Raw genomic sequence first — 23,071 nt, 5'->3', positions numbered from 1 at the left:
CCGCCGTCCCTCGTCCCGACGGCGGCCGCCCCACCCGCCGCCACGTACGCCGTCGCCGCCGTCACCGCGTGGCCGACCGCGGCGTCGGTCAGCTCACCGGCACCGAGCAGGGTCGTCGCGGCGGCGGCGAACGCGTCGCCGGCGCCGCAGGAGTCGAGGCCGGGCGCGGGCGGCGCCGGGACCACCACCGGCGCGCCGGGGCCGTGCGAGAGCAGCGCACCGGACGCGCCGAGCGTCACCGCCACCGCCCCGGCCTGCCACTCCTGCACCAGGGCGTCGGCGGCGCGGGCCGCGCGCGCCCAGCAGCCGCCCTCGTCCGCGCCGGTCACGGGCGGGTCGATGCGGCCCGCCCAGGCGGCCGCTTCGGCCTCGTTCGGCGTCACCAGGTGGACGCCGGGGACCGGCGGCGCGCCGCGGGAATGCGGGTCCCAGACCACCGGTCTCCGCCGCGGAAGCGTCTGCAGCAACCATCGGATGCTCGGCACCGACGTCACCCCTCGGGCGTAGTCGGAGACCAGGACGGCGTCGGCCTCGGACAGCGCGTTGACCGCCGGCCGGGTCAGGTCGCCGACGGTGGCGGGCTCGCCGCCGCGGTCAAGCCGGGCGACCGTCTGCCCGCCCGCGCGCAGCCGCTGTTTGACCGGGGTGTGCCCGGCGTAGCCCAGCGGCAGCACCGTGACCCGTCCGGCCAGCAGCTCGACAAGCCGCCTCGCCTCCTCGTCGTCGGCCAGCGGCGCCACCAGCGTCACCTCGGCGGAGGCCGCGGCCAGCCAGGCCGCGAGCGCGGCGCCGCCGGGCCGCGGATGCTCGGTGAGGTCCTCCAGCACAGGGACCGGCGCGTCCGGGGAGAGCCGGCCGGCCCGCCCGACCAGGTCGATGTCGAGTAGCACGTCGCCGAGGACCGCGATCCGCACGCTCATCGAGACGCCTCCGTCGGCACGGCCGCGGCCACCCGCGCGTAGACACGCTCGGTGTCGCGGGCCACCCGGTCCCAGCCGTACAGGTGCCGGGCCCGCTCCAGGCCGCTGGCGCCGTAGGCCGCGCACCGCCGCGGGTCGGCCAGCAGCTCGCGCAGCACGCGGGCGATCAGATCCGGCCGGTGCGGCGGCACCAGCTCGCCGGTCACGCCCGGCAGCACGGTGTCGAGCAGTCCGCCGACCGCCGTGCCGACCACCGGCCGCGCGCACGCCATCGCCTCGACCGGGACGATGCCGAACGGCTCGTACCACGGCACGGCCAGCACGACGTCGGCGGTGCCGAACAGCTCCGGAATCTCCTCGCGGCCGACCCGGCCGAGCAGCCGCACGCGCTCCGCCGTCCCGTTCGCACGGGCCCGGGCCAGCAGTCGCTGCGCCTCCGGGTCCACCGAGAGGCCGTCGGCGGGCGGTCCGCCGGCGATCACCAGTTCCGCATCGGGCAGCTCGGCGAGGGCGTCGACGGCGTCCGCAAGACCCTTGCGCTCCACCAGCCGGCCGACGGCGAGCAGCCGCTGCCGTTCCCGGGGCCGCGGCGGCGCGAGGCGCGGGCGGAACGCCCGCAGGTCCACCCCGCACGGGACGATCGTCGCCCGCCCCGGCCGCAGGCCCAGCGCGCTCAGCTCCGCGACCTCGTCGGTGCAGGTGGCGACGACGTGGTCGACGCGGCGGCACAGCTGGCTCTCCAGCGCGACGCGGTCCGGCGGGCTGGTGTCCTTCGCGCCCTGGTGCCGCTTCTTCACCACGCCGAGCGCGTGGAACGTCTGCACGACGGGTACGCCGGTGGCGCGCCCAGCTCGGGTCGCGGCCAGGCCGCTCATCCAGAAGTGCGCGTGCGCCACGTCGAAGCGCTCCGCGGACCAGCGCCGCGTCAGCCAGTCGCCGAACCCGTCCATGTACGGCAGCAGCTCGTCCTTCGGGACGTCCGACGGCGGCCCCGCGGGTACGTGCTCGACGGCGTACCCGCCGGGTGCGGCCACCCGGTCCGGCGAGCGTGGGTCGTCCCGCCGGGTGAACACCGTGACGTCGTGGCCACGGGCGGCCAGTTCCGCGGCGAGTGCCGCCACGTGGACGTTCTGCCCGCCGGCATCGACACCGCCGATGACGGCGAGCGGGCTGGCGTGTTCCGAAACCATCGCGATCCTCAACTCAGACCACCCTCTCGGAGAGACGAGACATCGCCGCGACGGCGCGGACCACCTCGGCCGCGGTCACCGACGACAGACAGGGATGCCCGGGGACGACGCACGTCATGACCCTGCTGTCGCGGCAGGGCGCGTGCTGGTCGCCGAGCAGGACATGGGGGACGCCGTAGGGCGCCCAGCACGCGGCCGGCACCGTCGGGGCGAACAACGAGACCACCGGGGTGCCGACCGCGGCGGCGAGGTGCGCCGGGCCGGTGTTGCCGGCAACGAGTACGTCCGCACCGGCCAGCACGGCGGCGAGCTGGCCGGTGTCGGTACGCCCGCCGAGGTCGACTGCGACGCCTGCGGCAGCGGTGCGCGTCAGCGGCGTCTCGGACTGCCCGCCGGTCACCACGACCCGCCGCCCCGCGGTGTGCAGCAGCCGCGCGGTCTCGGCGAACCGCTCGACCGGCCAGGCCCGGGCCGGAGCCGACGTGCCCGGGTGCAGCACGACGTACGGTCCGGCACCGGCGAGGCGCCGGACGTCGGGTAGCGGCTGCCGTACGCGGAGCGCACCGTCGTCGCCAGGGGGCAGCCGGTAACCGGCCGCCGTCGCCAGCGACAGCGCGCGCTCGGCGGCCGGCTGGTCCTCGACGATGACGCGGTGCCGCAGGTCCAGCAGGGCGCCGGGATAGTCCTCGCTGACCGCGCCGACGCTGTCGATGCCGGCCAGGCGCAGCACGAGTGCGGTCGGCAGCGCCGACTGGTGGAAGGCGGTGAAGACCAGGGCGGCGTCGTAGCTCCCTCGGCGCAGCCGGCTGACCAGTGCGGCGATGTCCTCGGAGTCGACGGGGTCCGGCTTCGGGTCGATCCAGGGGCAGCGCCATTCGAGGACCTCGGCCACGTCTGGCAGCAGCCGGGCGGCCGCGGCACCGTTGGGCCCGGCCAGCACGGTGACCCTGGCCCCGGACGCGGCGACAGCGCGGATGGCCGGTCCGGTCAGCAGCACGTCCCCGGCGTTGTCGAGCCGGACGCAGAGCACTCGGCGGCTCACCACGCACCCCCGAGCAGTGCGTCGGCGGCGGTGCCGAGGTCGGGGGCGGTGTGTCGGGCGGCGGCCACCTCCTCCGGGCGGGTCTGCGGGCCCGGTACCAGCACGCCGGTCGCCCCGGCCGCCTCCGCCGCGGCGACATCCGCCCCGATGTCGCCGATCACGACGCAGCGGTCCGGCGGCACGCCGAGCTCGGCGCAGGCCGACGCGACCATGCCCGGCGCCGGCTTGCGGCAGCCGCAGCCGTCGTCCGGCCCGTGCGGGCAGCTGCGCCACACGTCGAACGGCCCGAGCAGCTGCTCGACGCGCTTGCCGACGCGTTCGACGTCGTCCTCGGTGAGCAGCCCGCGGGCGATGCCGGACTGGTTGGTGACGACGCCCACCCGGACGCCGGCGGCCCGCAGCCGGTCGAGGGCGTCGGCCGCCCCGGGCAGCGGCTCGACCCGCTCTGGGTCGCCGTTGTAGGGCACGTCGTGGATCAGGGTGCCGTCGCGGTCCAGCAGGACCAGATCGGGCACTCCGCGCCAGGGGCCGGCGCCGCGGTGCCGCAGCCAGCCGGCGGCGGCATGCCACGCCGCGGCCGGCGGGATGACGGCGCTGGTCAGCAGCATCCGGGCCAGCTCGGCGGGGTCGCCCGGGCCGGGCGCGATCCGCCGGCCGGCGAACCGCGCCGTCGCGGCCAGCCAGCCCGCGGCGGCGGCACCGGCGGCCCGGCGCTGTCCCGTCGCGGCCAGTGCCAGCGCGCCCGCCGCTGCCGCTGTCGTCGCCAGGTGGGCCCGGCGGCGGCCGGGTCCGGCGCCGGCCCGCTCCCGCCAGTCCGGCCCATGCAGCCGGCGCATCAGCACGTCGTCGGCGTTGCCGGCCTGGGCGCGGACGCTGGCCCAGAAGCCGGCCGGCCGTACCGGGTGGACGACGCCGCGTCGGCCGTGGACCAGCCGGCCGCCGGCGTCCTGCACCCGCAGCGCGAGGTCGGCGTCCTCGCGGTAGGCGCGCGGGAACCGCTCGTCGAAGCCGCCGGCCGCGACCAGCGCCGACCGCCGGTAGCTCATGTCCGCGGTGATCCACCGCGCGTCCTGCAGTCCAGCGGTGCCGCGCTCCCAGTCCGTCGGGCGGCGCCGGGCCGGCAGCGGCACGGTCACGTGGCCCTGGCTGCCGGCGACGTCCGGACCGGCGGCCGCGATGTCGCCGGCCAGCCGGGCCAGCCAGTCCGGCTCGGCGATGACGTCGTCGTCGAGGAAGCTCACCCAGGGCGTGCGGGCCCGCCGCCAGCCCCGGTTGCGGGCGGCCGCCGGGCCGGACCGCGTCTCGGAGTCGTCGACGACGATCACGTCGGCCGGTCGCGGCCCGGCGGACTCACGCAGCGAGCGCAGCAGCACATCGAGGCTGGGCCGGCCGATGGTCGGCACCACGACGGTCGTGGGCAGCACCGCCATCACGGAACCCCCGGGCGGCGGACGACGAACGGGCCGAGCGCCAGCAGGTCCACCGGCGCGGAGCCGAAGCACTCCAGCGCGTCCCGCGGGCTGTCGACCATGGGCCGGCCGGCGGTGTTGAGGCTGGTGTTGATGACGACGGGCAGCCCGGTGCGCCGCTCGAACGCGTCGAGCAGGCGGGCGACCAGCGGCTCGGTCCCTCGGTCCACCGTTTGGATGCGAGCGGTGCCGTCGACGTGGACGGCGGCCGGGACGCGGTCCCGCCAGGCGGGTGCGACGTCGTGGGTGAACAGCATGTACGGCGACGGGATCGGCCCGCGGGCGAAGACCTCGGCGGCCCGCTCGGCCAGCACCATCGGCGCGACCGGCCGGAACCGCTCGCGGCCCTTGACGGCGTTGAGCCGGTCCAGGTTCGCCGCGCGTCCGGGATGGGCCAGCAGCGACCGGTGCCCGAGCGCCCGCGGCCCGTACTCGGCGCGGCCCTGGAACCAGGCGACGATGCCGTCGGCGGCCAGGGCCTCGGCCACCGCCTCGGCGACGTCGGCTGGCCGCTCGTAGGGGAGCCGCGCGGCGCGCAACACCGCCTCGAGCTCATCGTCGCTCCACGTGCGGCCGAGGTCGGCGCCTGGCATCGGTCGCACGGTGTCACCCAGCGTGCGGGCCAAATGCAGGGCCGCGCCCAGCGCCGTCCCGGCATCACCGGCGGCCGGCTGCACCCAGAGCTCGTCGTACCCGGCCTCCCGCGCGACGACGGTGTTGGCGACGCAGTTCAGCGCGACGCCGCCGGCCAGGGTGAGCCGGGTGCCGCCGGTCTGTGCCCGCAGCCACGACGCCAGCTCGACCAGCACCTCCTCCAGCCGGCGCTGCACGCTGGCGGCCAGGTCGGCGTGCTCCTCGGTCCAGTCCTGGCCGGGGCGGCGGGCGGGCGCGTAGACGGCCCAGTCGACCGGCTCGGTTCGAAAGCCGCCGTCGTGGACCGGGTACACGGCCTCGCGGACGGCGTCGAGGTAGCGGGGCCGTCCGTACGCCGCCAGTGCCATCACCTTGTACTCGTCGCTGCTGCGCAGGAAGCCGAGGTGCTCGGTGACGTCCTCGTACAGCAGCCCGATCGAGTGCGGCAGCTCCTGCGTGACCAGCGTCTTCAGCACGCCGGAGTCGTCGTAGCGGCCGGCCAGGTGGCTGGCCGACTCGCCGCGGCCGTCCAGCACCAGCACGTCACAGCCGGCGAACGGCGCGGCCAGCCCGGCCGAGGCGCCGTGCGCCACGTGGTGGGCGACGTAGTGGACGCGGTCGCGGTGCAGGCCAGGCAGCGCGGTCGCGATGAAGCCGGGCGCGGCCTTGGCGTACGTCAGCCGCAGGTGGTCCCAGGGATCGTGCAGGCCCTGCTCCGCCGCCGGCCGGGCCAGCGCCGGGTCGAACGAGTACCCGACGGCGTCGAGGTCGGCCGGCTCCAGGCCGGCATGCTGCAGGCACCAGCGGGCGGACTGCTCGGGCAGCTCCCACGCCGAGAAGGGGACCGGCCGCTTGCCGTGTTTGCGGCGGCTGAACCGTTCCTCCTCGGCGGCCGCCACGACCTCGCCGTCGATCACCAGGGCGGCGGCGGGGTCGTGGAAGATCGCGTTGATGCCGAGCACCTTCATCGGACCTTGCCCTTCCGCGACAATTGCCGTACTCGCCTCCAGTGCCCCGTTGTGCCGACCGGAAACGCTTCACTCGGGAGCGTTTCTTCGGCGCATGGATCGAGTAACGCTGGGCACGGCTGAGCCATGCGGGTTCTGCTCTGGCACGTGCATGGCGCCTATACGACATCGCTGGTCCAAGGCCGCCACGACTACTTCGTCCCGGTCCTGCCCGGCCGCGGTCCCGACGGACGGGGCCGGGCCGGCACCTACCTGTGGCAGCGCAACGCCGCCGAGGTCCCGCCGGAGGAGCTTCGCGACCGCGAAGTCGACGTCGTGATCCTGCAGCGGCCGCACGAGCTGACCCTGGCCGAGCAGTGGCTGGGCCGGCGGCCCGGCGTCGACGTCCCCGCCGTCTACCTGGAGCACAACACGCCGGGCGACGGCGCCGTGACGACCCGGCACCCGCTGGCCGGGCGGTGCGACATCCCGATCGTGCACGTGACCCACTTCAACGCTCTCGTCTGGGATTCCGGCGGCGCGCCGGCGACGGTGATCGAGCACGGGATCGTCGACCCCGGCTACCGGTACACCGGCGACGTCGAGGCGGCCGGCGTGGTCGTCAACGAGCCGGTCCGGCGCGGTCGTGCGGTCGGTACGGATCTGCTGCCCGGCGTACTGGACGTCGCGCCGGTGGACGTGTTCGGGATGGCGGTCGACCGGTTGCTCGAGGCGATACCCGCGCCGGGCGGCCGGCTGCGCACGTACGCCGACCTCCCGCAGGACCACATGCACGCCGAGCTGGCGAGGCGCCGCGTCTACGTCCACCTGCACCGCTGGACGTCGCTCGGCTTGTCCCTGCTGGAGGCGATGCACCTCGGGATGCCGGTGGTGGTGCTCGGCTGCACCGAGGCCCCGTTCGCGGTGCCGCCGGCCGCGGGCCGGGTCTCCGTCCGGCCGTCCGACCTGGCCGACGCGGTGGCGCTGTACCTGCGCGATGCGGAGGCCGCGCGGGCGGCCGGTGCGGCGGCGCGGGACGCCGCGCTGTCGCACTACGGGCTCAAGCGCTTCCTCGACGACTGGGACGCCGTCCTGGCCGGCGCCGTCAGCTGAGGAACGACAGCCGCAGCTTCCGGTCGCGGTTGTCGACGTTGGAGTCGACGACGACCACGCTCTGCCAGGTGCCCAGCGCCGGCGCGCCGCCCAGCACCGGCAGCGTCAGCGACGGCGCGATGAAGGCCGGCAGGACGTGGTCGCGACCGTGGCCGAGACTGCCATGGCGGTGGCGGTAGACGTCCTCGCGCGGCAGCAGCCGGTCCACGGCGCCGGCGAGGTCGGGCTCGGTGCCGGAGCCGGTCTCGATCAGCGCCAGCCCGGCCGTGGCGTGCGGCACGAAGAGATGGCACAGGCCGTCGCCCCGGCCGCGGCAGAAGTCGAGTACGTCGCGGGTCACGTCGGTCACCAGGTCGGTGCCGGTCCGCAGGTCGATGAGACGGCTGTCCACTGCTCTATTCTGGCGGCTCCCGTCCATTGACGTTCCGGAAGGCCGACGTCTGCCCGTAACCTTCAGGCCAGGTGATCAGACTTTGCGGCGGGCGCCAACGGGAGGCGAGCGATCATCGGGGAAGACTTCGAGGTCGTGCTCGACGCGGCGCGCGCGGGCGCGCCGTGGGCGTTCGAGCGCCTGTACACCGACCTCGCGCCGGTCGTCACCGGCTATCTCCGTCTCCAGGGCGCGACCGAGCCGGACGATCTGACCAGCGAGGTCTTCCTCGGCGTTTTCGCCGGGCTTTCCTCGTTCGAGGGGACGGAGTCGCAGTTCCGGTCGTGGGTCTTCACCATCGCGCACCGGCGGCTCATCGACGAGCGACGGCGGGCCACGCGGCGTCCAGCTGAGCCCACCGACGACCCCGCCACGCTGGACGGGCCGGGCGGCGACGCCGAGGCCGAGGCGCTGGACGCGCTGGGGCTGCGGCGGGTGTACGAGCTGTGCGCGACGCTCTCGGTGGAGCAGCGCGAGGTCCTGCTGCTGCGCATCGTCGGCGACCTCACCGTCGAGCAGGTCGCCCGCGCCGTCGGCCGCTCGGTGGGCGCGGTGAAGGCGCTGCAACGGCGTGGCCTGACCGCACTGCGAAGAAAAATCGAGTGACCCCGTACCCCTCGGCGCCGGCGCGACGATTTCAGTAACGAGATGCTTCCGCTGCACCTACTCGACGAGGATGCCGTCGAGGCCCTGCTGGCTGGCCGCCCGGTCACGCCCGGACTCGCGCCGTTGGCCGGCGCCGTCGGGCAGATCCGGGCTGCCGCGCGGCAGCCGGTGCGGCCGTCGGCCGAGCTGGCGCAGCGGATGGCCAGCGGTGACTTCAGCGGCATCGAGCCCGCCCCGCTGATCCCTACGCCCGCCGGCCGCCGGCTGCGATCGTGGCTGGCGGGCGTGAGCCCGCGGGCCCGCGTCGTCACCGGCGCGGTGGTCGTGTTCACCGGTCTCAGCGCCGCCACCGCCGCGGGGGCGTTGCCCGGCGCGGCGCAGGCACGCGTCGAGTCGTTCATCGAGACGGTCACGCCGATCAGCTTCCAGCGCGACGCGCCCGACGCCGACCACGACGACCTGCGCGACACCCCGCCGGACCGCGTCCGTCCGACCGCCGAGCCCGACTCGGGCCGGCCCGATGACCCCGGCTCGCCGGTGACTCCACCCGGTAAGCCGGAGACTCCCCCCGGGAAGCCCGAGACGCCGGGCAACCCGGACCGGCCGGAGACACCGCCGGGCAAACCGGAGACACCGCCGGGCAAACCGGAGACACCGCCGAGCAAACCGGAGACCCCTCCCGGAAAGCCCGAGACGCCCGGCAATCCGGACCAGCCGGAGATACCGCCGCCGAACCGGCCGGAGACCCCTCCCGGCCATCCGGAGTCCGCTCCCGGCCGGCCGGAAGCGCCGGGCCAGGAGTCCGGCAACGGAGGCGGGAACTCCGGCAATTCCGGAAACTCCGATAACAGCAACGGCAACTCCGGAGAACGCCCTCACGGTCCAGACCGTTAGGGCCCTAGAACGCCTGACGTACCAAGCGACGTCGGGTGCAGGTTGCGGCCCCGGTTCGCTGCGGAGGCCGGGGTCGCAACCTTTTAATTCCGTCGGGCTAGGTGTGTTCACGGTTCACCAGGAATGCATGCCTGGTGAAGCGAATACACGCCGCCCTTCCGCCGCGCTGCCCGCAAAGCGCGGGCCCGCTCAACGTGATCAACTCGCGTCGGAGGAGGTCCGCGGACCACCTCCGAATACCGGCCACCGGACGGGGTAACGGACGCACGTCGCCCATTCGCGAGGAGGCGCGGTGTCCGAGCCCGCAGCAGAGCAGACCATCCGTCCCGAGCCCCAGCTGCTCGGGATCTACCTCAACGACCATCTGGCCGGCGCGACCGCCGGCGTGCAGCTGGTGCGCCGGCTCGCTCGCAGCATGCGGGGGACGCCGCTGGGCGAGCCGTTGAGCGGCCTGGCCGAGGAGATCGCCGCCGACCGCGAGGAACTCGTCGCGATCATGGACGAGCTGGACGTGCCGATCCGCCGCTACAAGCTCTACACCGCCGCGGCCGCGGAGCTGGCCGGCCGGCTGAAGTTCAACGGCCACCTGCTCACCCGCTCCCCGCTGAGCGCCGTCGTCGAGCTGGAGATGCTGCGGCTGGGGATCGAGGGCAAGGCCAGCGGCTGGCGGACGCTGCGCACCGTCGGCGTCGCACACGGCCGGCCCGACGTCGGGCGGATGGACCGCCTCATCGAGCGGGCGACCGAACAGGCGGCGCAGGTCGAGACGCTCCGGGTCCGGGCGGCCGCCCGGGTGTTCGGCACGGTGACCTGAGGAGGACCCATGCGCGTGGCCGTCACCGGCGCGACCGGCAATCTCGGGTTCAGCATCGTCCCGGTGCTGGCGGCCGACTCCGAGGTCACCGACATCGTGGCCATCGCCCGGCGCCCGCCGCTGCGACTGCCCGCGCGCACCACGTTCGCCGCCGCCGACATCGCCACGTCCGACCTGGTGCCCACGCTCGCAGGATGCGACGTACTGGTGCACCTGGCCTGGGCGTTCCAGCCCACCCACGACCCGCTGCGGACGTGGGAGGTCAACGTGCGCGGGGGCATCGCGACGTTCGAGGCGGCGGCCCGGGCCGGCGTGCGGACGCTCGTCTACGTGTCGTCGGTGGGCGCCTACTCGGCCGGTCCGGGACGGCACGTCGACGAGAGCTGGCCCACGCACGCCCGCCCCACCGCGGCGTACGGCCGCGAGAAGTCCTACCTCGAGCGGTACCTCGACGCGTTCGAGCTGTGGCATCCGGACGTGCGGGTCGTACGGCTGCGGCCGTGCTTCGTCTTCCAGCGGCCCGCCGCCAGCGAGCAGGCCCGCATCTTCGCCGGCCCGCTGCTGCCGCGCACGCTGTTGCGGCCGGGCCGGCTGCCGGTGGTCACCGCGCCGCGGAGCCTGCGGTTCCAGGCGGTGCACGCCGACGACGTGGCGGACGTGGTCCGGCGGGTCGCGACGGGGGACGCCCGCGGTGCCTTCAACGTCGCCACCGACGACGTCATCGACGCGGCCGGGCTGGGCGAGGTGCTGCGGACCCGGGTGGTGACGATCCCGGACACCGCGGCCGCGCTGGCGACGGCGGGGGCCTGGCGGCTGCGGCTCATCCCGTCCGACGACCAGCTGCTGCGGTTGCTGCTCGGCCTGCCGACGCTCGACAGCGGCCGGGCCCGGCGGGAGCTGGGCTGGCAGCCCACTCACACCGGCCGGCAGGCGCTCCGGGAGGCGCTGACCGGCATGGCCGAGAGCGCCGGCGCGCCGACCGCGCCGCTGCACCCCGGCCGCTGACGACGGCGGCGCGGGGCGCGAGCGGCGGAAGGGGTCAGACCGACCGCTGGTAGGCGCGGAACGCCCGGGTCGCGAGCCAGGCCATGACGAGGGTCAGCGCGGCCAGCAGCCCCGCCCGGCCGAACACGGCGGACCAGTCCGGACTTCCGAGCAACGCCTCGCGGCTGGCCCGGGCCGCCCAGTCGACCGGGTTGTAGCGGGCGACCGTGCCGACCCACCCGGGCAGTAGAGCAGGCGCCATCATCACCGTCGACATGAACGCCAGCGGCAGCGTCAGGAACTGCGACACCCCGATCAGCGACTCCTGCGACCGCAGCGTCAGCGCCACCGCGCAGGACAGCGCCGCGAAGATCACCGCCAGTAGCGTGGCGCAGAGCAGCACGACGAGCACGCCGGCCACACCGCCGTCGTACCGGGCGCCGGCGAGCAGGCCGACCCCGAACACGATCAGCGACTGCACGACCGTCACGACCGCCTGGTAGGCCAGCGCGCCGGTGATCAGCGCGCCCCGGCTGACCGGCGACGTGAGGTTGCGGTCCATGACGCCGCGCTGCATGTCGTCGATGAACTGGCTGCCCGCCCACCCGGCCGACATCATCGCCGTCATGACGACGACGCCGGGGGTGAGGTACTCCAGGTAGGAGATGTCGCCGAAGCCGGGCAGGTCGGCGACCCGCTCGAACAGCGCGCCGAACAGCAGCAGCCACACCATCGGCTGGATCAGCGTGAACGCCAGGTACACCGGCTCGCGGCGGAGGATCCGCAGCGACCGCCCGGTCAGGTACACCGCGTGCCGGAGCGCGGCGCCGCGCTGCCCGCCGGCGGTACGGGCCTGGGCCGCGGGTGCGAGGGTCGCGCTCACTGTTGCCTCCCTGACGCCGTGCGGCGGGCCGCAGTCGACACCTCCACCTCCGTCTGCGTGGCACCGGCGAGGCCGGCGCGGTCGGCGCTGTGGAAGGACCGGCCGGCGTGCCGTAGGTAGACGTCGTCGAGCGACGGCCGGGCGACCGTCAGTGAGGCGGGGGCGACGCCGGCGCCGTCCAGCGCGGCGAGCAGGCCGGGCAGCGTCGCCGCGCCGTTGCCGACGCGGGCGTGCAGCCGGGCGCCGTCGGCGGTGATCTCGCCGACACCGCGCACGGCGGCCACAGCCCGGTGGGCGGCCTCCTGCTGGCTCGGGTCGGCGAGCTCGACCTGGACGGCGTCGCCCTCGAGGCCGCCCTTCAGCTCCTCCGGAGTACCCTCGGCCACGACCTGGCCGCGGTCGATGATGACCAGCCGGTCGGCCAGCTGGTCGGCCTCCTCCAGGTAATGGGTCGTGAGCAGGACGGTGACACCGTCGGCCTGCGTGACGCCGGAGATCTCCGCCCACATGTCCGCGCGGGCCTCCGGGTCCAGGCCCGTGGTGGGCTCGTCGAGGAACAGCACCTGCGGCCGGTGCATGAGCGCCAGTGCGACGTCGAGCTTGCGCTGCATGCCGCCGGACCACGTCTTGGTGATCCGGTTCGCGGCGTCGGCCAACCCGAACCGCTCCAGCAACTGGTCGCCGCGGGTGCGGATGTCCGAACCCGACATCCCGTAGACGTGGCCCTGCAGGGTGAGGTTCTCGCGCCCGGTGGCGGTGGGGTCGAAGCACGGCTTCTGCGGCACGTAGCCGATCGCGTGCCGGACCCGGCCGGGCTCCTTCGCCACGTCCAGCCCGGCGACGACGGCGGTGCCGCTGTCCGGCGTGGAGAGCGTGGTGAAAATCTTGGTGGTGGTCGACTTGCCGGCCCCGTTCGGCCCGAGCAGGCCGAACACCGTGCCGCGGGGGACGGCGAAGCCGACGCCGGACAGCGCCCGGACGGCCTTCGCCCCCTTGCCGTAGGTCTTCACCAGACCCTTGGCCTCGATGGCGTGCTGCATGGTGCGGTTCTCCTTCCGGTGGGAAGGAACCGGTGCCGCGTGGTGTCGCCCGTATCCTTGGTGGTGCAGGACCGTGGGGTCGGGGCGATCCGCGTGGTGAGTCTCCGGCTCCTCGTTTTCGATCGGCTCCCGGCCGTGGTGTTGCAGCACCGTGGCCGGGAGTCGAGCTGTCTGGACCAAGGCCGACCGCGAGGTCTCAGGCGGCGGCGAGTCCCACAACGAAAAGGACTAAGCGTCCTCGTCCTGGGCGAAGGCGAGCTCGTCGGCGAACTCCACGTTGAGCTTCGCCTCGATCTTCTCCGGCGGCACGCCGGCCCGGCGCAGCTCGTGCATGCGCTGCCACATGGCGAACCCGCCGAGGGTGCCGGTTCGCAGCTCGGCCAGCAACTGTTCGACGAACGCGATCTCGGCCGTCAGCAGGGCGGCGGAGAACTCGGCCTCGATCATGAACAGCCGCGGCAGCTTGACCGCCCTCGCCTCCTCGAACATCGCCTCGACGGCCTTCTGGTGGAAGCGCAGGTTGCGCAGCCGCTGCCCGAGCAGCTCGATGACCTGCTCGGGTGGCAGCGCGCCGGCCAGCGACAGCGCCGCCTCGAACTGGGTGAACTCCTTCTTCGGCGTGCTCAGCAGCTCGACCATCCAGTCGACCATGACCTGCGCGCCGGTCTCGGTGATCGCGTAGATGGTCCGCTCCGGCCGCCGGCCCTCGCGCACCGTCTCGGCCGCCTCGATCAGCCCGCGCTTCTGCAGCGACTCGACGACGGAGTACAGCGAGCCGTAGTTGAGCTTGATGCTGTCTTCCTTGCGCCGCTCGCGCAGGGTGCTCGACATCTCGTACGGGTGCATGGGTCGTTCCCACAGCAGAACGAGCACGGCCAGCGCCAGGGGATTGGACGGACGGATGGCGGCCACGACGCCTCCTCGGTATCGAATACTCGACTTCGAGTATTCGCCTCCGGGTGTGCGTTGTCAACTTGTGCTCCAGCCGTAGATCGTCACATCCGGGCTCGATACGCAGGAGTCCGAGCGGCGCCTGCTGGAGCGGCGGCCCCGTCATCGGCGCGCGCTCTGAGCCCGCAGCGACACGACCAAGATCACGATCTTCGGCTGGAGTAATAGGCTGCGAGTCATGTCCAGCGACCACGTCATCGTCACCACGACGGCGGGCAGCGAGGCGGCGGCGCATGAACTCGCCGCCGGCGTCGTGGCGGCCCGGCTCGGTGCGTGCGCGCAGATCGTCCCGATCGCCAGCGTCTACCGCTGGGAGGGCGCGGTGCGGACGGAGCCCGAGTGGCGCGTCGAGGTCAAGACCACAGCGACCCGGGCCGAGGCGCTGACGGCGCACCTGCGCGAAGTGCACTCGTACGACCTGCCGGAGATCGTGGTGACGCCGATCGCGGGCGGCAGCGACGCGTATCTCGCGTGGCTGAGCGCCGAGACGGACTGACGGCCCCCGGGCCCGGGTCCGCGTTCGGCACGCGGACCCGGCCACCCGACTGCGCCGTGACGGCGCGGGCACCCCCGTGACGGGCCCCGTGGCCCGCCGTACGTGATGACGCCCGACCGCGGCCCCTGGTTGCATCCGCCGCGGCACGACCGATTGCCCCAGGGCCGGCCGCGAGGTCCCAGGTGGCGGCGAGTCCCGCAAGGGAAAGGGGAATCGCCGATGCAAAGGATCTTGATTCTGGGCGGCCGGCGTGCCAGAGTGACGTCCGCGCGATGATCCGACGAGACCTTGACAGTACATGCGACGCTCAGTAAAGGTAGGCGTCGGATGACATCGGCACCGGATGGGGCGAACGCTCCCCTCGTCGGGTGCCGACCACTGGAGGCCTGGCAGGACTCGGGGTGGAGTCCAGGCGTCCCGAAACCGATGGTGGTGAAGCGTCCGTGAGCAACGACGTCGCCGTGCAGGCCCGCGACTTCGGTGGCTGCACGATCCTGACCGTTCCCGGCGATCTCGACGCCGCTCTGGCCGACGAGATCCGGTGGGCCGCCAACGCCGCCGACAGCCGTCATGTCGTGGTCGACCTGGGCCGGGCCGGCTCGGTCGACCCGTCAGCGGCGACGGCGCTGGTCGGCCTGCACCAGCGGATCCGCGCCCGGGGCGGCGGCGTCTGCGTCGTCACCCGCGATCACGACGTGCGGGCCCAGATCGAGCGGGCGGCCGCCGGGCCGGCGCCGCGCTGCTACAGCGAGATCGGCGACGCCCTCGAGGCGTCCATGTCCGAGCGCCAGGCCGGGCTCGCGCGTCTGGCCTGACCCGCGCTCAGTCGAGCGATGCCAGCTCCTCCGGCGTGAGCATTAGGTCCACGGCGGCGCCAGAGTCGCGGATCGTCTCCGGGCGGCTGGACCCCGGGATCGGGATCACCTGCTCGCTCTTGGCCAGCATCCAGGCGAGGCACACCTGTTGCGGGCTGACGCCGTGCGCGGCGGCGACGCGGGCGAACGGCTCGTGTGCGGAGCCGAGGTCGCCGGCGCGGGAGATGCCGCCGAGCGGGCTCCACGGCAGGAACGCGATGCCAAGGCGGTCGCACAGGTCCAGCTCCGGCTCGCTGCTGCGGAACCGGGGCGAGAACTGGTTCTGCACCGACACCAGGCGGCCGTCCAGCACGCGGTTGGCCAGCTCGATCTGCTCGGGGTTCGCGTTGGAGACGCCGGCCATCCGGATCTTGCCCTCGTCGAGGAGCTCGCGCAGCGCACCGACGGACTCCTCATACGGGACCGAGGGGTCGGGCCGGTGGAACTGGTAGAGGCCGATCGCGTCGGCGCCGAGGCGCTTCAGCGACGCCTCGCAGGCCCGCTTGAGGTGGTCGGGCGAGCCGTTCCTCGTCCACGACCCGTCGCCGGGGCGCAGGTGACCGCCCTTCGTGGCGACGAGGACGCCGGACGTGTCGCCTCCGTAAGCGGCCAGGGCCTTGGCGATGAGCGTCTCGTTGTGTCCCACCTCGTCGGCGTAGAGGTGGTAGGCGTCGGCGGTGTCGATGAACGTGATGCCCGCGTCGAGTGCCGCGTGGATCGTGGCGATCGAGCGCGCCTCGTCCGGCCGGCCCTCGATCGACATGGGCATGCCGCCCAGTCCGATGGCGCTGACCTGGACGTCGCCGATGCGGCGGAACTGCATGGGATGTGACCTCCGGGATCGGTGGTGAGTCCCTCCAGTCTTGGTGTGCGGTCCACGGTGTGTCCAACAGGAGAACCCGAACGAATTCAGAAGCTACGATTCTCAATCGTGGAACTGCGGCACTTGGAGCATTTCGTCGCCGTCGCCGAGGAGGGGCATTTCACCCGGGCGGCACAGCGGCTCATCATCAGCCAGTCCGGGCTGTCGGCGTCGATCCGGACGCTGGAGCGTGAGCTCGGCGCGGCGCTGTTCCACCGCAACACCCGGCAGGTCAGCCTCACCGAGGCCGGCCGGGCCCTGCTGGCCGAGTCGCGGGCGGCCCTGGCGTCGGTCGAGGCGGCTCGCGAGGCGGTGGCCGCCGTGAACGGGCTGTTGCGCGGGACGGTGCGCATCGGCGCCGAGCAGTGCCTGGGCGCCGTCGACGTGCCCGGCCTGCTGGCCCGGTTCCGGGTCGCCCACGCCGGCGTCGAGGTCCGCCTGGACCAGGCCGGCTCGGCCCGGCTGCTCGACGACGTCCGTGCCGGCGTCCTGGACGTGGCGTTCGTGCCGGTCGTCGCGCCGCCGCCGGACGGGGTGGAGCTCATCCCGCTGAACACGGAGCGCATGGTCGTCCTGTGCCGGCCCGACCACCGGCTCGCCGGGCGCGGCCGCATCGGGCTGGCCGAGTTGCACGGCACGGCGTTCGTCGACTTCCAGGAGGAGTGGGGCGCCCGGCAGCTGGCAGACGCCGCGTTCGCCGCGGCCGGGTTGGACCGCCGGGTGACCATGGAGGTCAACGACGTCCACACGCTGCTCGACCTCGTGGGGCACGGGCTGGGCGTCGCGTTGGTGCCCGAGCACGTCAGCCGCAAACGCGCCGCCCAGGGGCTCGACGTCCTGACGATCGAGGACGCCCTGCCGCGCTGGGCGGTCTCCGTCGCGCTACCGGCCGCCCAGCGCCGCGGGGTTGCCGTCGATCGGCTGCTCGAGCTGCTGGACGAGCGGGTCTAGACCACCGCCGAGTCGCCGACCCGGTCACGCAGCTGGCCGAGTATGCGGGCGAGCAGCCGCGAGACCTGCATCTGGGTGACGCCCAGCTCCTTGGCGATCTCCTGCTGCGTCCAGCCCTTGAAGAAGCGCAGGTAGAGAATCCGCCGGTCGCGCGGCTTGAGCTCACGGCAGGCCGGGGCCAGCGCGACAACGGCCTCGGCGCGGGAGAAGCCGTCGTCGTCCTCGCCGAGCGTCTCCGCGAGCGGGGTCTCGTCGCCGCCGGTGCCGCGGTAGTCGATGGAGGCCACCGTGAAGCACTCGTGCGACGCACTGGCCTCGAGGATGTCGTCGAGCTCGACGCCGAGGTGTTCGGCCAGCTCGGCCGGCGTCGGGGCCGCACCCTTGGCCTGGGAGATCTCCGCCGTGGCGGCGGTCACTCGGGCGTGGAGTTCCTGGACCCGGCGCGGCGGGCGGACGGTCCAGCCGTGGTCGCGGAAGTAGCGCTTGACCTCGCCGGTGATGGTGGGGACGGCGAAGGACACGAAGTCCTTGCCGCGGTCGGCGTCGAACCGCTGGGCGGCGTTGACCAGGCCGAGGTGCGCGACCTGCAGCAGGTCGTCGCGCTCGATGCCCCGCCCGAAGTAGCGCCGGGCGATCGACTCGGCCAGGCGCAGATGAAGAAAAACGACCTCGTCGATGAGGCGTTGGCGCTGCTGGCCGGTGCTGCGAGCGGCCCGGCGGAGCAGGTCGTTGGTGAGTTCGTGACGGTCGGTGTTCTGGTGCTGGTGCTGATGGTCGTCCGTCGTCGCGAGAACGTGGGTCTGCACGGCCTACACCTCTCCAGAATGAAGCGAAGTGGCGATTGCTTGACCACGTGCCAACCACCGAACCACAGTTACCCGGCCGTTATCAAGCCCCTTCTGAACAGAACGGTCCGTCTACCCCTTGGCGAGGGATTCGGACAAGCGCTTCCAGCAGCGGGAATGGCCTCCGGCGGGCGGTCCGGACCACAGGGAATGAACCCCGGGCGCGCCGCTGCCCCCGTCCCTGCGGAAGGGACGGGGGCAGCGATGTGACAGGTTGATCAGACCGGACGAACCGCGTCAGCCTGCGGGCCCTTCGGGCCCTGGGTGATCTCGAACTCCACCCGCTGGTTCTCGTCCAGCGTGCGGTAGCCGTCGGCCTGAATCGCCGAGTAGTGCACGAAGACGTCCGGCTCGCCGTTGTCCTGTGCGATGAAGCCGAAGCCCTTCTCAGCGTTGAACCACTTGACGGTTCCCTGTGCCATGTGCCGTGTCCTCCTACGGGACGGTGACGGAAGCCGCACCGTGCGACCTCCGGGTTGCTGCCGCCGTCTCCCGCTACCACAGTGCTGGAGGCACAGAGAAGCGAAAAACGCCCGCGATAACATCCCACGGGCGTTCAAGGACGTGCGAGGAACTGTTACTGCAACCGCGGAAACAGTACCACCTTGGGCCCGCGCCGGGAAGCATACGATGATCGAACGCTAGTTGCACAAGTGTGTATCCCACTTAGTGAACGCGGCGTCTCAGGGAAGCTTCCAGTCGACCGGCAGGACACCAAGCCCCTCCAGAAGCTCGTTTGCCCTACTGAACGGGCGTGAGCCGAAGAAGCCGTTGCGGGCGGACATGGGGCTCGGGTGGGCCGACTCAATACATGGAACGTTACCAAGTAGTGGCCGGAGATTTCTCGCATCGCGACCCCACAAGATGGCCACGAAAGGCGTTCCGCGCCCGACGAGCGCCCGGATCGCTTGCTCGGTGACTTCTTCCCAGCCCTTTCCCCGGTGCGCGCCGGGATTTCTCGGCGCGACCGTCAGAGCCCGGTTGAGCAGCAGTACGCCGTGCTCGGCCCACGGGGTCAGGTCGCCGTTGCTGGGCGGCGGATACCCGAGGTCGTCGCAATACTCCTGGAAGATGTTGACCAGGCTCGGCGGCAGCGGCCGGACGTCGGACGCCACCGAGAAGCTCAGCCCCACCGCGTGCCCGGGCGTGGGATAGGGGTCCTGGCCCACGATGAGGACTCGGACGTCGTCGAACGGCTGGGTGAACGCCCGCAGTACGTGCTGCCCCGCCGGCAGGTAGCTGCGTCCGGCGGCCAGCTCGGCGCGCAGGAACTCGCCCATGGCGGCGATGCGCGGGGCGACCGGCTCGAGGGCGCGCGCCCAGCCGGGATCGACGAGTTCGGAGAGCGGCCGAGCGGTCATGGCGGTCAGTGTAGAGAAGGCGTGCCCTGTCCGTGCGTCAGTCAGCCCCGGCGACGAGCGGTTCGAGCACGATGTCGGGATGCCGGCGCTGCACCGACGCCAGCCGCCACTTGTCCGGGAACAGGGCCAGCAGCGCGCCGTCGCGGCGTTCCGCCACCTCGACACCGGCCTCCGCGTTCAGCACCGGGACCCCGTCGGCGTCGGTGCGCCGGGCCAAGCCGTAGGGAAGGGAGTCGAGGGCGACCGGCACGCCGAACTCCTGGCCGAGCCGGGTGGTGGCGACCTCGAACTGCAGCGGCCCGACGGCGGCCAGGATCGGTGCGCCGTCGCCACGCCGGTTCGAGGTGAGGATCTGGACGACGCCCTCCTCGGCCAGCTGCTCGATGCCGCGGCGGAACTGCTTGGCCTTGCTGGTGTCGGCGGTGCGGGCGGTGACGAAGTGCTCCGGCGCGAACGACGGCATCGGCGGGAACGCGACCGGGGCGCCCTCGGCGTGCAGGGTGTCGCCGACGGTCAGCGCGTTCGCGTTGACCAGGCCGACGATGTCGCCGGGGTAGGCGATGTCGATGGTCTCGCGCTCGCGGCCGAGCATGGTGCGGGCGTACTTGGTGGCGAACGGGCGGCCGGTGGCGGCGTGCGTGACGACGGCGCCGCGCTCGAACCGTCCGGAGCAGACCCGGACGAACGCCAGGCGGTCGCGGTGCGCCTTGTCCATGCCGGCCTGCACCTTGAACACCAGCCCCGAGAACGGCGCGTCGACCAGCCGCGGCGCGCCCTCGGCGTCGGGCCGGGCGCTCGGCGGAGGGGCCAGCGCGACCAGGGCGTCGAGCAGCTGACGCACGCCGACGTTCACCACGGCTGCGCCGAACAGCATGGGCGTCGACGTGCCGGTGAGGAACGTCTCCGTGTCGAGGGTGTCGAGCAGCGACACCTCGTCCAGCGCGGTGCCCCAGGCGTCGGCGTACCGCTCCTTGGCCTCGGCCGCGGTCAGGACGTGCTCCTCGGCGATGCGCGCGCCGCCGGGCGCCCGCTCGAACGTCGTCATGGTCTCGTCGTCGCGGTCCAGCAGGCCATGGAACGTGCCCGCCTCGCCGACCGGCCAGTTCAGCGGCGTGGCCGTCAGCCCGATGCGCTGGTCCAGCTCGTCGACGAGGTCGAGCACGTGCATACCCGGCCGGTCCCACTTGTTGACGAACGTCACGACCGGGACGCCGCGGTGCCGGCAGACGTCGAACAGCTTCAGCGTCTGCGGCTCCAGGCCCTTCGCGGCGTCGAGCAGCATGACCGCGCAGTCGACGGCGGCCAGCACCCGGTAGGTGTCCTCGGAGAAGTCGGCGTGTCCCGGGGTGTCGAGCAGGTTGATCACGTGTCCCTGGTACTCGAACTGCAGCGCCGCCGACGTGACCGAGATGCCCCGGGCCTGCTCCATCTCCATCCAGTCGGAGATGACCGTGCGCCGCCCCGACTTCCCGTGCACCGCGCCCGCCTCGCCGATGACGCGCGCGTGCAGCGCCAGGGCCTCGGTGAGCGTCGACTTGCCGGCGTCGGGGTGACTGATGACGGCGAACGTGCGGCGCCGCGCCGCCTCGGCGGCGACGCCGGAGACAGCAGCCGGCGACGCGGCGGAGGAGGGGGGCATGGCATCAAGTCTACGGTGGCCGGATGTCGCGGTAGATCGGCTCGATCGCGCCTGGGCACGGCCTCCCGCCCGGCGCACCATCGGTGACATGAGCAGAGCGCTACTCGTCATCGACGTCCAGGAGTCGTTCCGGCAGCGGCCGAGCTGGGAGCTGATCTCCGACCCGGACGTGGCCGGGAAGGCGGCCCGGTTGGTCGACCACGCCCGCGCCAAGGGCGACCTCGTCGTCTGGGTGCTGCACAGCGAGCCCGGCACCGGCACCGTCTTCGACCCGGAGCTGGGATACGTCCGGCTGCAGCCCGGCCTGGACCCGCGGCCCGGCGAGCCGGTGCTGACGAAGACCTCGCACAACGCCTTCACGACGACCGGCCTGCAGCAACTGCTCACCGAGCGCGGCGTCCGCGAGGTGGTGGTCAGCGGCATCCGCACCGAGCAGTGCTGCGAGACGACGGCGCGGCTGGCGTCGGACCTGGGCTACCGGGTGACGTTCGTGATCGATGCGACGGCGACGAATCCGATCGAGCACCCGGAGGCGCCGGCCGGGCGGAGCAACGCCGAGATCCTGGCCGACCCACGCACCCTGAGCGTCGAGGACGTCCTGACGCGGACGGAGTATGCGCTGGCCGGCCGGTTCGCGACAGTGGTGCGGGTCGACGAGCTGACCGGCGCGCCGGTGACTGCCTGACCGGCCGCGACTGGGGCCGGAGGCTCCCACGAGTGTGAGTGTGAGTGTGGCGTGCGTGGCCCGACATGTGAGGTGTTGATGGACGAACCAGCGGTCCGGGCCTGGATCGAGGCCTATGAGCGGGCGTGGCGCAGCCCGGGCGTCGACGCCCTGAACGAGGTGTTCACCGAGGACGCGACCTACCTGCAGGGACCGTACCGAGAACCGGTGGTCGGCCTGCCTGACATCGGGCGGATGTGGGAAGCCACACGCGAGGGGCCCGACGAGATTTTCCGGCTCTGGACGGAGATCGTCGCCGTCGACGGCGACACCGCGGTCGTGCGCGCCGAGGTCCACTACGGCGATCCGGTCACGCAGGAGTACCGCGATCTGTGGATCGTCCGGCTCGACGACGACGGGCGCTGCCGCGCCTTCGAGGAGTGGCCCCACGCGCCCGGACGGTGACGGCGGGCCGGCCGCCCCTAGTCAGCGGCCGGGACCGGGCGGAAGATCTCCCGCACGTCGCGCGGCTCGAACGTTTCGTGCGTGGGCTGCGCGGCGGTCACGTGGTCGAGCTGGAACCAGCGGCCGGCGTCGGCCTCGCGGCTCCACACCAGCACGAACCAAGCGCCGCGCGAGTGGGCGAACCCGAGCGGCTCGACCTGCTCGGTCACCGTGCCGGTGGCGCCGGCGGGTGCGTGGTCGAGCAGGACGACGCGGTGGTCGCGGATGGCGTCGGCGAGGACCGTGCGGACGGCGTCGTCGTGCGGTGGCTCCGGCTCGCCGGGGCGGATCCAGATGCGCTGCGCGACGGCGGTGACGTCGGCGCGGCGGTCGGGCGCGACCGCCCGCAGGACCTTGGCCGCCGCGGACGACCCGGCCGCGGCGAACGGCTGGTCGGGAACCGCCTGCAGCCCGACGACGATGGCCAGCGCTTCGTCGGGGGTCAGGCTGAGGGCGCGCTGCCCGGACTGGTCGATGACGTAGCCGCCCTGCGGCCCGCTGGACGCCCGGATCGGGACGCCGGCCTGCTGCAGGGCGATGACGTCGCGCTTCACCGTCCGAGCCGAGACACCGAGCCGCTCGGCCAGCCACGACGACGTGCGGCCTTGGCGGCCGGCGGCGTGAAGTTCGCGGGCCAGGCTGTCCAGGCGGGTGGTGCGGCTGGCCCGGCCGGTGGCGTCGCCGGGTGCCGGCGGAGCGCCGCCCGGCGCCGGTCGCGATGCGCTCGGTGCGCGCCGGGACGCCGACGGGGTCTCGGCCGGCCGGCGCATGCGCGGCAGCCGGGACGGTGCGTCGGTGCTGTCGTGCTGAGCCGTCGCCTGGCCCTGGCTGCCCATCGCCGGTCCTCCCCGAGCCGGGCTCCTTCGGCCCGGCCGCACCCCCATGATCAGTTGCTGGTCGCCGACCGCGAGGTCTGACGTCAGTCCCCGATGATCGTGTTGCGTCATAGCAAAGCACGCCGCGGCCCCTCAGGCGTGGC

The 23,071-nt window shown here is 73.4% G+C and carries 25 protein-coding genes; 10 read left to right on the top strand and 15 right to left on the bottom strand.

The window, feature by feature from the left end:
• From E1262_RS12945 to E1262_RS12925, 5 genes are all read right to left on the bottom strand, one after another.
• On the bottom strand, window positions 1-920 hold a 920-nt coding region (locus tag E1262_RS12945), incomplete at its 3' end, for a PfkB family carbohydrate kinase (RefSeq protein ID WP_203453817.1).
• Entirely contained in the window at window positions 917-2,122 is a 1,206-nt protein-coding gene (locus E1262_RS12940) for a glycosyltransferase (protein WP_132103543.1), read from the bottom strand. The genes E1262_RS12945 and E1262_RS12940, both read right to left, overlap by 4 nt.
• 1 nt (window position 2,123) lies before the next feature.
• Window positions 2,124-3,152 (bottom strand): glycosyltransferase family 9 protein, encoded by a 1,029-nt coding sequence (locus E1262_RS12935; protein WP_132103542.1) that lies wholly within the window; start codon window positions 3,150-3,152, stop codon window positions 2,124-2,126.
• The gene (locus E1262_RS12930; protein WP_132103541.1) at window positions 3,149-4,582 is read right to left on the bottom strand and encodes an HAD-IIIA family hydrolase; all 1,434 of its coding nucleotides are present in this window, start codon (window positions 4,580-4,582) and stop codon (window positions 3,149-3,151) included. Before E1262_RS12930 ends, E1262_RS12935 begins: the two co-directional genes overlap by 4 nt.
• Window positions 4,582-6,222, bottom strand: coding sequence for a carbamoyltransferase family protein (locus E1262_RS12925; RefSeq protein ID WP_132103540.1), 1,641 nt, complete (start codon window positions 6,220-6,222; stop codon window positions 4,582-4,584). The genes E1262_RS12930 and E1262_RS12925 overlap by 1 nt, the downstream gene beginning before the upstream one ends.
• Window positions 6,223-6,348: 126 nt before the next feature.
• Between E1262_RS12925 and E1262_RS12920 the strand changes: the two genes are divergently transcribed.
• Window positions 6,349-7,314, top strand: coding sequence for a glycosyltransferase (locus E1262_RS12920; protein WP_132103539.1), 966 nt, complete (start codon window positions 6,349-6,351; stop codon window positions 7,312-7,314).
• On the opposite strand, the gene E1262_RS12915 is transcribed toward E1262_RS12920, so the two are convergent.
• Window positions 7,307-7,690 carry a YjbQ family protein gene (locus E1262_RS12915; protein WP_420810521.1) on the bottom strand — a complete coding sequence of 128 codons (384 nt, stop codon included), beginning with the start codon at window positions 7,688-7,690 and terminating at the stop codon, window positions 7,307-7,309. The two genes, E1262_RS12920 and E1262_RS12915, sit on opposite strands and share 8 nt — an antisense overlap.
• 150 nt (window positions 7,691-7,840) lie before the next feature.
• On the opposite strand from E1262_RS12915, the gene E1262_RS12910 reads away from it, so the two are divergent.
• From E1262_RS12910 to E1262_RS12895, 4 genes are all read left to right on the top strand, one after another.
• Window positions 7,841-8,350 (top strand): RNA polymerase sigma factor, encoded by a 510-nt coding sequence (locus E1262_RS12910; protein WP_162605885.1) that lies wholly within the window; start codon window positions 7,841-7,843, stop codon window positions 8,348-8,350.
• Between the two features lie 42 nt (window positions 8,351-8,392).
• Window positions 8,393-9,244, top strand: a complete 852-nt coding sequence (locus tag E1262_RS31705; RefSeq protein ID WP_132103536.1) for a hypothetical protein — start codon at window positions 8,393-8,395, stop codon at window positions 9,242-9,244.
• A 292-nt stretch (window positions 9,245-9,536) separates the two neighbouring features.
• Window positions 9,537-10,058 carry a hypothetical protein gene (locus E1262_RS12900; RefSeq protein ID WP_132103535.1) on the top strand — a complete coding sequence of 174 codons (522 nt, stop codon included), beginning with the start codon at window positions 9,537-9,539 and terminating at the stop codon, window positions 10,056-10,058.
• 9 nt (window positions 10,059-10,067) lie between these two features.
• Window positions 10,068-11,063, top strand: a complete 996-nt coding sequence (locus E1262_RS12895) for an NAD-dependent epimerase/dehydratase family protein (protein ID WP_132103534.1) — start codon at window positions 10,068-10,070, stop codon at window positions 11,061-11,063.
• Between the two features lie 34 nt (window positions 11,064-11,097).
• On the opposite strand, the gene E1262_RS12890 is transcribed toward E1262_RS12895, so the two are convergent.
• The 3 genes from E1262_RS12890 to E1262_RS12880 all read right to left on the bottom strand — a co-directional run bounded on the left by E1262_RS12890 (window position 11,098) and on the right by E1262_RS12880 (window position 13,877).
• Window positions 11,098-11,925 (bottom strand): ABC transporter permease, encoded by an 828-nt coding sequence (locus tag E1262_RS12890; protein ID WP_132103533.1) that lies wholly within the window; start codon window positions 11,923-11,925, stop codon window positions 11,098-11,100.
• Window positions 11,922-12,965 carry an ABC transporter ATP-binding protein gene (locus E1262_RS12885; RefSeq protein WP_132103532.1) on the bottom strand — a complete coding sequence of 348 codons (1,044 nt, stop codon included), beginning with the start codon at window positions 12,963-12,965 and terminating at the stop codon, window positions 11,922-11,924. The genes E1262_RS12890 and E1262_RS12885 overlap by 4 nt, the downstream gene beginning before the upstream one ends.
• 228 nt (window positions 12,966-13,193) lie before the next feature.
• The gene (locus tag E1262_RS12880) at window positions 13,194-13,877 is read right to left on the bottom strand and encodes a PadR family transcriptional regulator (RefSeq protein WP_203453815.1); all 684 of its coding nucleotides are present in this window, start codon (window positions 13,875-13,877) and stop codon (window positions 13,194-13,196) included.
• A 217-nt stretch (window positions 13,878-14,094) separates the two neighbouring features.
• On the opposite strand from E1262_RS12880, the gene cutA reads away from it, so the two are divergent.
• Window positions 14,095-14,412: a divalent-cation tolerance protein CutA gene (cutA, locus tag E1262_RS12875; RefSeq protein WP_132103531.1), complete on the top strand. Its 318-nt coding sequence runs from the start codon at window positions 14,095-14,097 to the stop codon at window positions 14,410-14,412.
• A gap of 443 nt (window positions 14,413-14,855) precedes the next feature.
• Window positions 14,856-15,227, top strand: a complete 372-nt coding sequence (locus E1262_RS12870; RefSeq protein WP_162605884.1) for an STAS domain-containing protein — start codon at window positions 14,856-14,858, stop codon at window positions 15,225-15,227.
• A gap of 7 nt (window positions 15,228-15,234) precedes the next feature.
• Here E1262_RS12870 and E1262_RS12865 read toward each other — a convergent pair whose 3' ends face one another.
• Window positions 15,235-16,089, bottom strand: a complete 855-nt coding sequence (locus E1262_RS12865; protein WP_132103529.1) for an aldo/keto reductase — start codon at window positions 16,087-16,089, stop codon at window positions 15,235-15,237.
• A gap of 108 nt (window positions 16,090-16,197) precedes the next feature.
• Here E1262_RS12865 and E1262_RS12860 point away from each other — a divergent pair, with 108 nt between their 5' ends.
• Window positions 16,198-17,079, top strand: coding sequence for a LysR family transcriptional regulator (locus E1262_RS12860; RefSeq protein WP_132103528.1), 882 nt, complete (start codon window positions 16,198-16,200; stop codon window positions 17,077-17,079).
• Here E1262_RS12860 and E1262_RS12855 read toward each other — a convergent pair.
• The 4 genes from E1262_RS12855 to E1262_RS12840 all read right to left on the bottom strand — a co-directional run bounded on the left by E1262_RS12855 (window position 17,076) and on the right by E1262_RS12840 (window position 20,924).
• Window positions 17,076-17,885, bottom strand: coding sequence for a SigB/SigF/SigG family RNA polymerase sigma factor (locus tag E1262_RS12855; RefSeq protein WP_203453814.1), 810 nt, complete (start codon window positions 17,883-17,885; stop codon window positions 17,076-17,078). The genes E1262_RS12860 and E1262_RS12855 overlap by 4 nt on opposite strands.
• 257 nt (window positions 17,886-18,142) lie before the next feature.
• On the bottom strand, window positions 18,143-18,346 hold the full coding sequence (locus tag E1262_RS12850; RefSeq protein WP_026874570.1) for a cold-shock protein: 204 nt from the start codon (window positions 18,344-18,346) through the stop codon (window positions 18,143-18,145).
• A 261-nt stretch (window positions 18,347-18,607) separates the two neighbouring features.
• Window positions 18,608-19,285 (bottom strand): uracil-DNA glycosylase, encoded by a 678-nt coding sequence (locus E1262_RS12845; protein ID WP_132103527.1) that lies wholly within the window; start codon window positions 19,283-19,285, stop codon window positions 18,608-18,610.
• Window positions 19,286-19,322: 37 nt separating this feature from the next.
• Window positions 19,323-20,924: a peptide chain release factor 3 gene (locus tag E1262_RS12840; RefSeq protein WP_132103526.1), complete on the bottom strand. Its 1,602-nt coding sequence runs from the start codon at window positions 20,922-20,924 to the stop codon at window positions 19,323-19,325.
• A gap of 88 nt (window positions 20,925-21,012) precedes the next feature.
• Between E1262_RS12840 and E1262_RS12835 the strand changes: the two genes are divergently transcribed.
• Together E1262_RS12835 and E1262_RS12830 are read left to right on the top strand one after the other, a co-directional pair.
• On the top strand, window positions 21,013-21,609 hold the full coding sequence (locus E1262_RS12835; protein WP_132103525.1) for a cysteine hydrolase family protein: 597 nt from the start codon (window positions 21,013-21,015) through the stop codon (window positions 21,607-21,609).
• Window positions 21,610-21,687: 78 nt separating this feature from the next.
• Complete coding sequence (locus E1262_RS12830) at window positions 21,688-22,053, top strand: YybH family protein (RefSeq protein WP_132103524.1); 366 nt, start codon at window positions 21,688-21,690, stop codon at window positions 22,051-22,053.
• 17 nt (window positions 22,054-22,070) lie between these two features.
• Here E1262_RS12830 and E1262_RS12825 read toward each other — a convergent pair whose 3' ends face one another.
• On the bottom strand, window positions 22,071-22,928 hold the full coding sequence (locus E1262_RS12825; protein WP_162605883.1) for a helix-turn-helix transcriptional regulator: 858 nt from the start codon (window positions 22,926-22,928) through the stop codon (window positions 22,071-22,073).
• Window positions 22,929-23,071 lie beyond the last annotated feature (143 nt).

Source organism: Jiangella aurantiaca (assembly GCF_004349105.1).
In the GTDB taxonomy this organism is placed as follows: Bacteria; Actinomycetota; Actinomycetes; order Jiangellales; family Jiangellaceae; genus Jiangella; species Jiangella aurantiaca.
This window is presented reverse-complemented; position numbering and strand designations above follow the sequence as displayed.

Excerpts from the sequence above, each read along its gene's own strand:
- E1262_RS12925 (WP_132103540.1), bottom strand. The coding sequence starts at position 6,222 with ATGAAGGTGCTCGGCATCAACGCGATCTTCCACGACCCCGCCGCCGCC.
- E1262_RS12825 (WP_162605883.1), bottom strand. The coding sequence starts at position 22,928 with ATGGGCAGCCAGGGCCAGGCGACGGCTCAGCACGACAGCACCGACGCA.
- E1262_RS12850 (WP_026874570.1), bottom strand. The coding sequence starts at position 18,346 with ATGGCACAGGGAACCGTCAAGTGGTTCAACGCTGAGAAGGGCTTCGGC.
- cutA (WP_132103531.1), top strand. The coding sequence starts at position 14,095 with ATGTCCAGCGACCACGTCATCGTCACCACGACGGCGGGCAGCGAGGCG.
- E1262_RS31705 (WP_132103536.1), top strand. The coding sequence starts at position 8,393 with ATGCTTCCGCTGCACCTACTCGACGAGGATGCCGTCGAGGCCCTGCTG.
- E1262_RS12885 (WP_132103532.1), bottom strand. The coding sequence starts at position 12,965 with ATGCAGCACGCCATCGAGGCCAAGGGTCTGGTGAAGACCTACGGCAAG.
- E1262_RS12845 (WP_132103527.1), bottom strand. The coding sequence starts at position 19,285 with ATGACCGCTCGGCCGCTCTCCGAACTCGTCGATCCCGGCTGGGCGCGC.
- E1262_RS12865 (WP_132103529.1), bottom strand. The coding sequence starts at position 16,089 with ATGCAGTTCCGCCGCATCGGCGACGTCCAGGTCAGCGCCATCGGACTG.
- E1262_RS12830 (WP_132103524.1), top strand. The coding sequence starts at position 21,688 with ATGGACGAACCAGCGGTCCGGGCCTGGATCGAGGCCTATGAGCGGGCG.
- E1262_RS12920 (WP_132103539.1), top strand. The coding sequence starts at position 6,349 with ATGCGGGTTCTGCTCTGGCACGTGCATGGCGCCTATACGACATCGCTG.
- E1262_RS12835 (WP_132103525.1), top strand. The coding sequence starts at position 21,013 with ATGAGCAGAGCGCTACTCGTCATCGACGTCCAGGAGTCGTTCCGGCAG.
- E1262_RS12840 (WP_132103526.1), bottom strand. The coding sequence starts at position 20,924 with ATGCCCCCCTCCTCCGCCGCGTCGCCGGCTGCTGTCTCCGGCGTCGCC.
- E1262_RS12930 (WP_132103541.1), bottom strand. The coding sequence starts at position 4,582 with ATGGCGGTGCTGCCCACGACCGTCGTGGTGCCGACCATCGGCCGGCCC.
- E1262_RS12895 (WP_132103534.1), top strand. The coding sequence starts at position 10,068 with ATGCGCGTGGCCGTCACCGGCGCGACCGGCAATCTCGGGTTCAGCATC.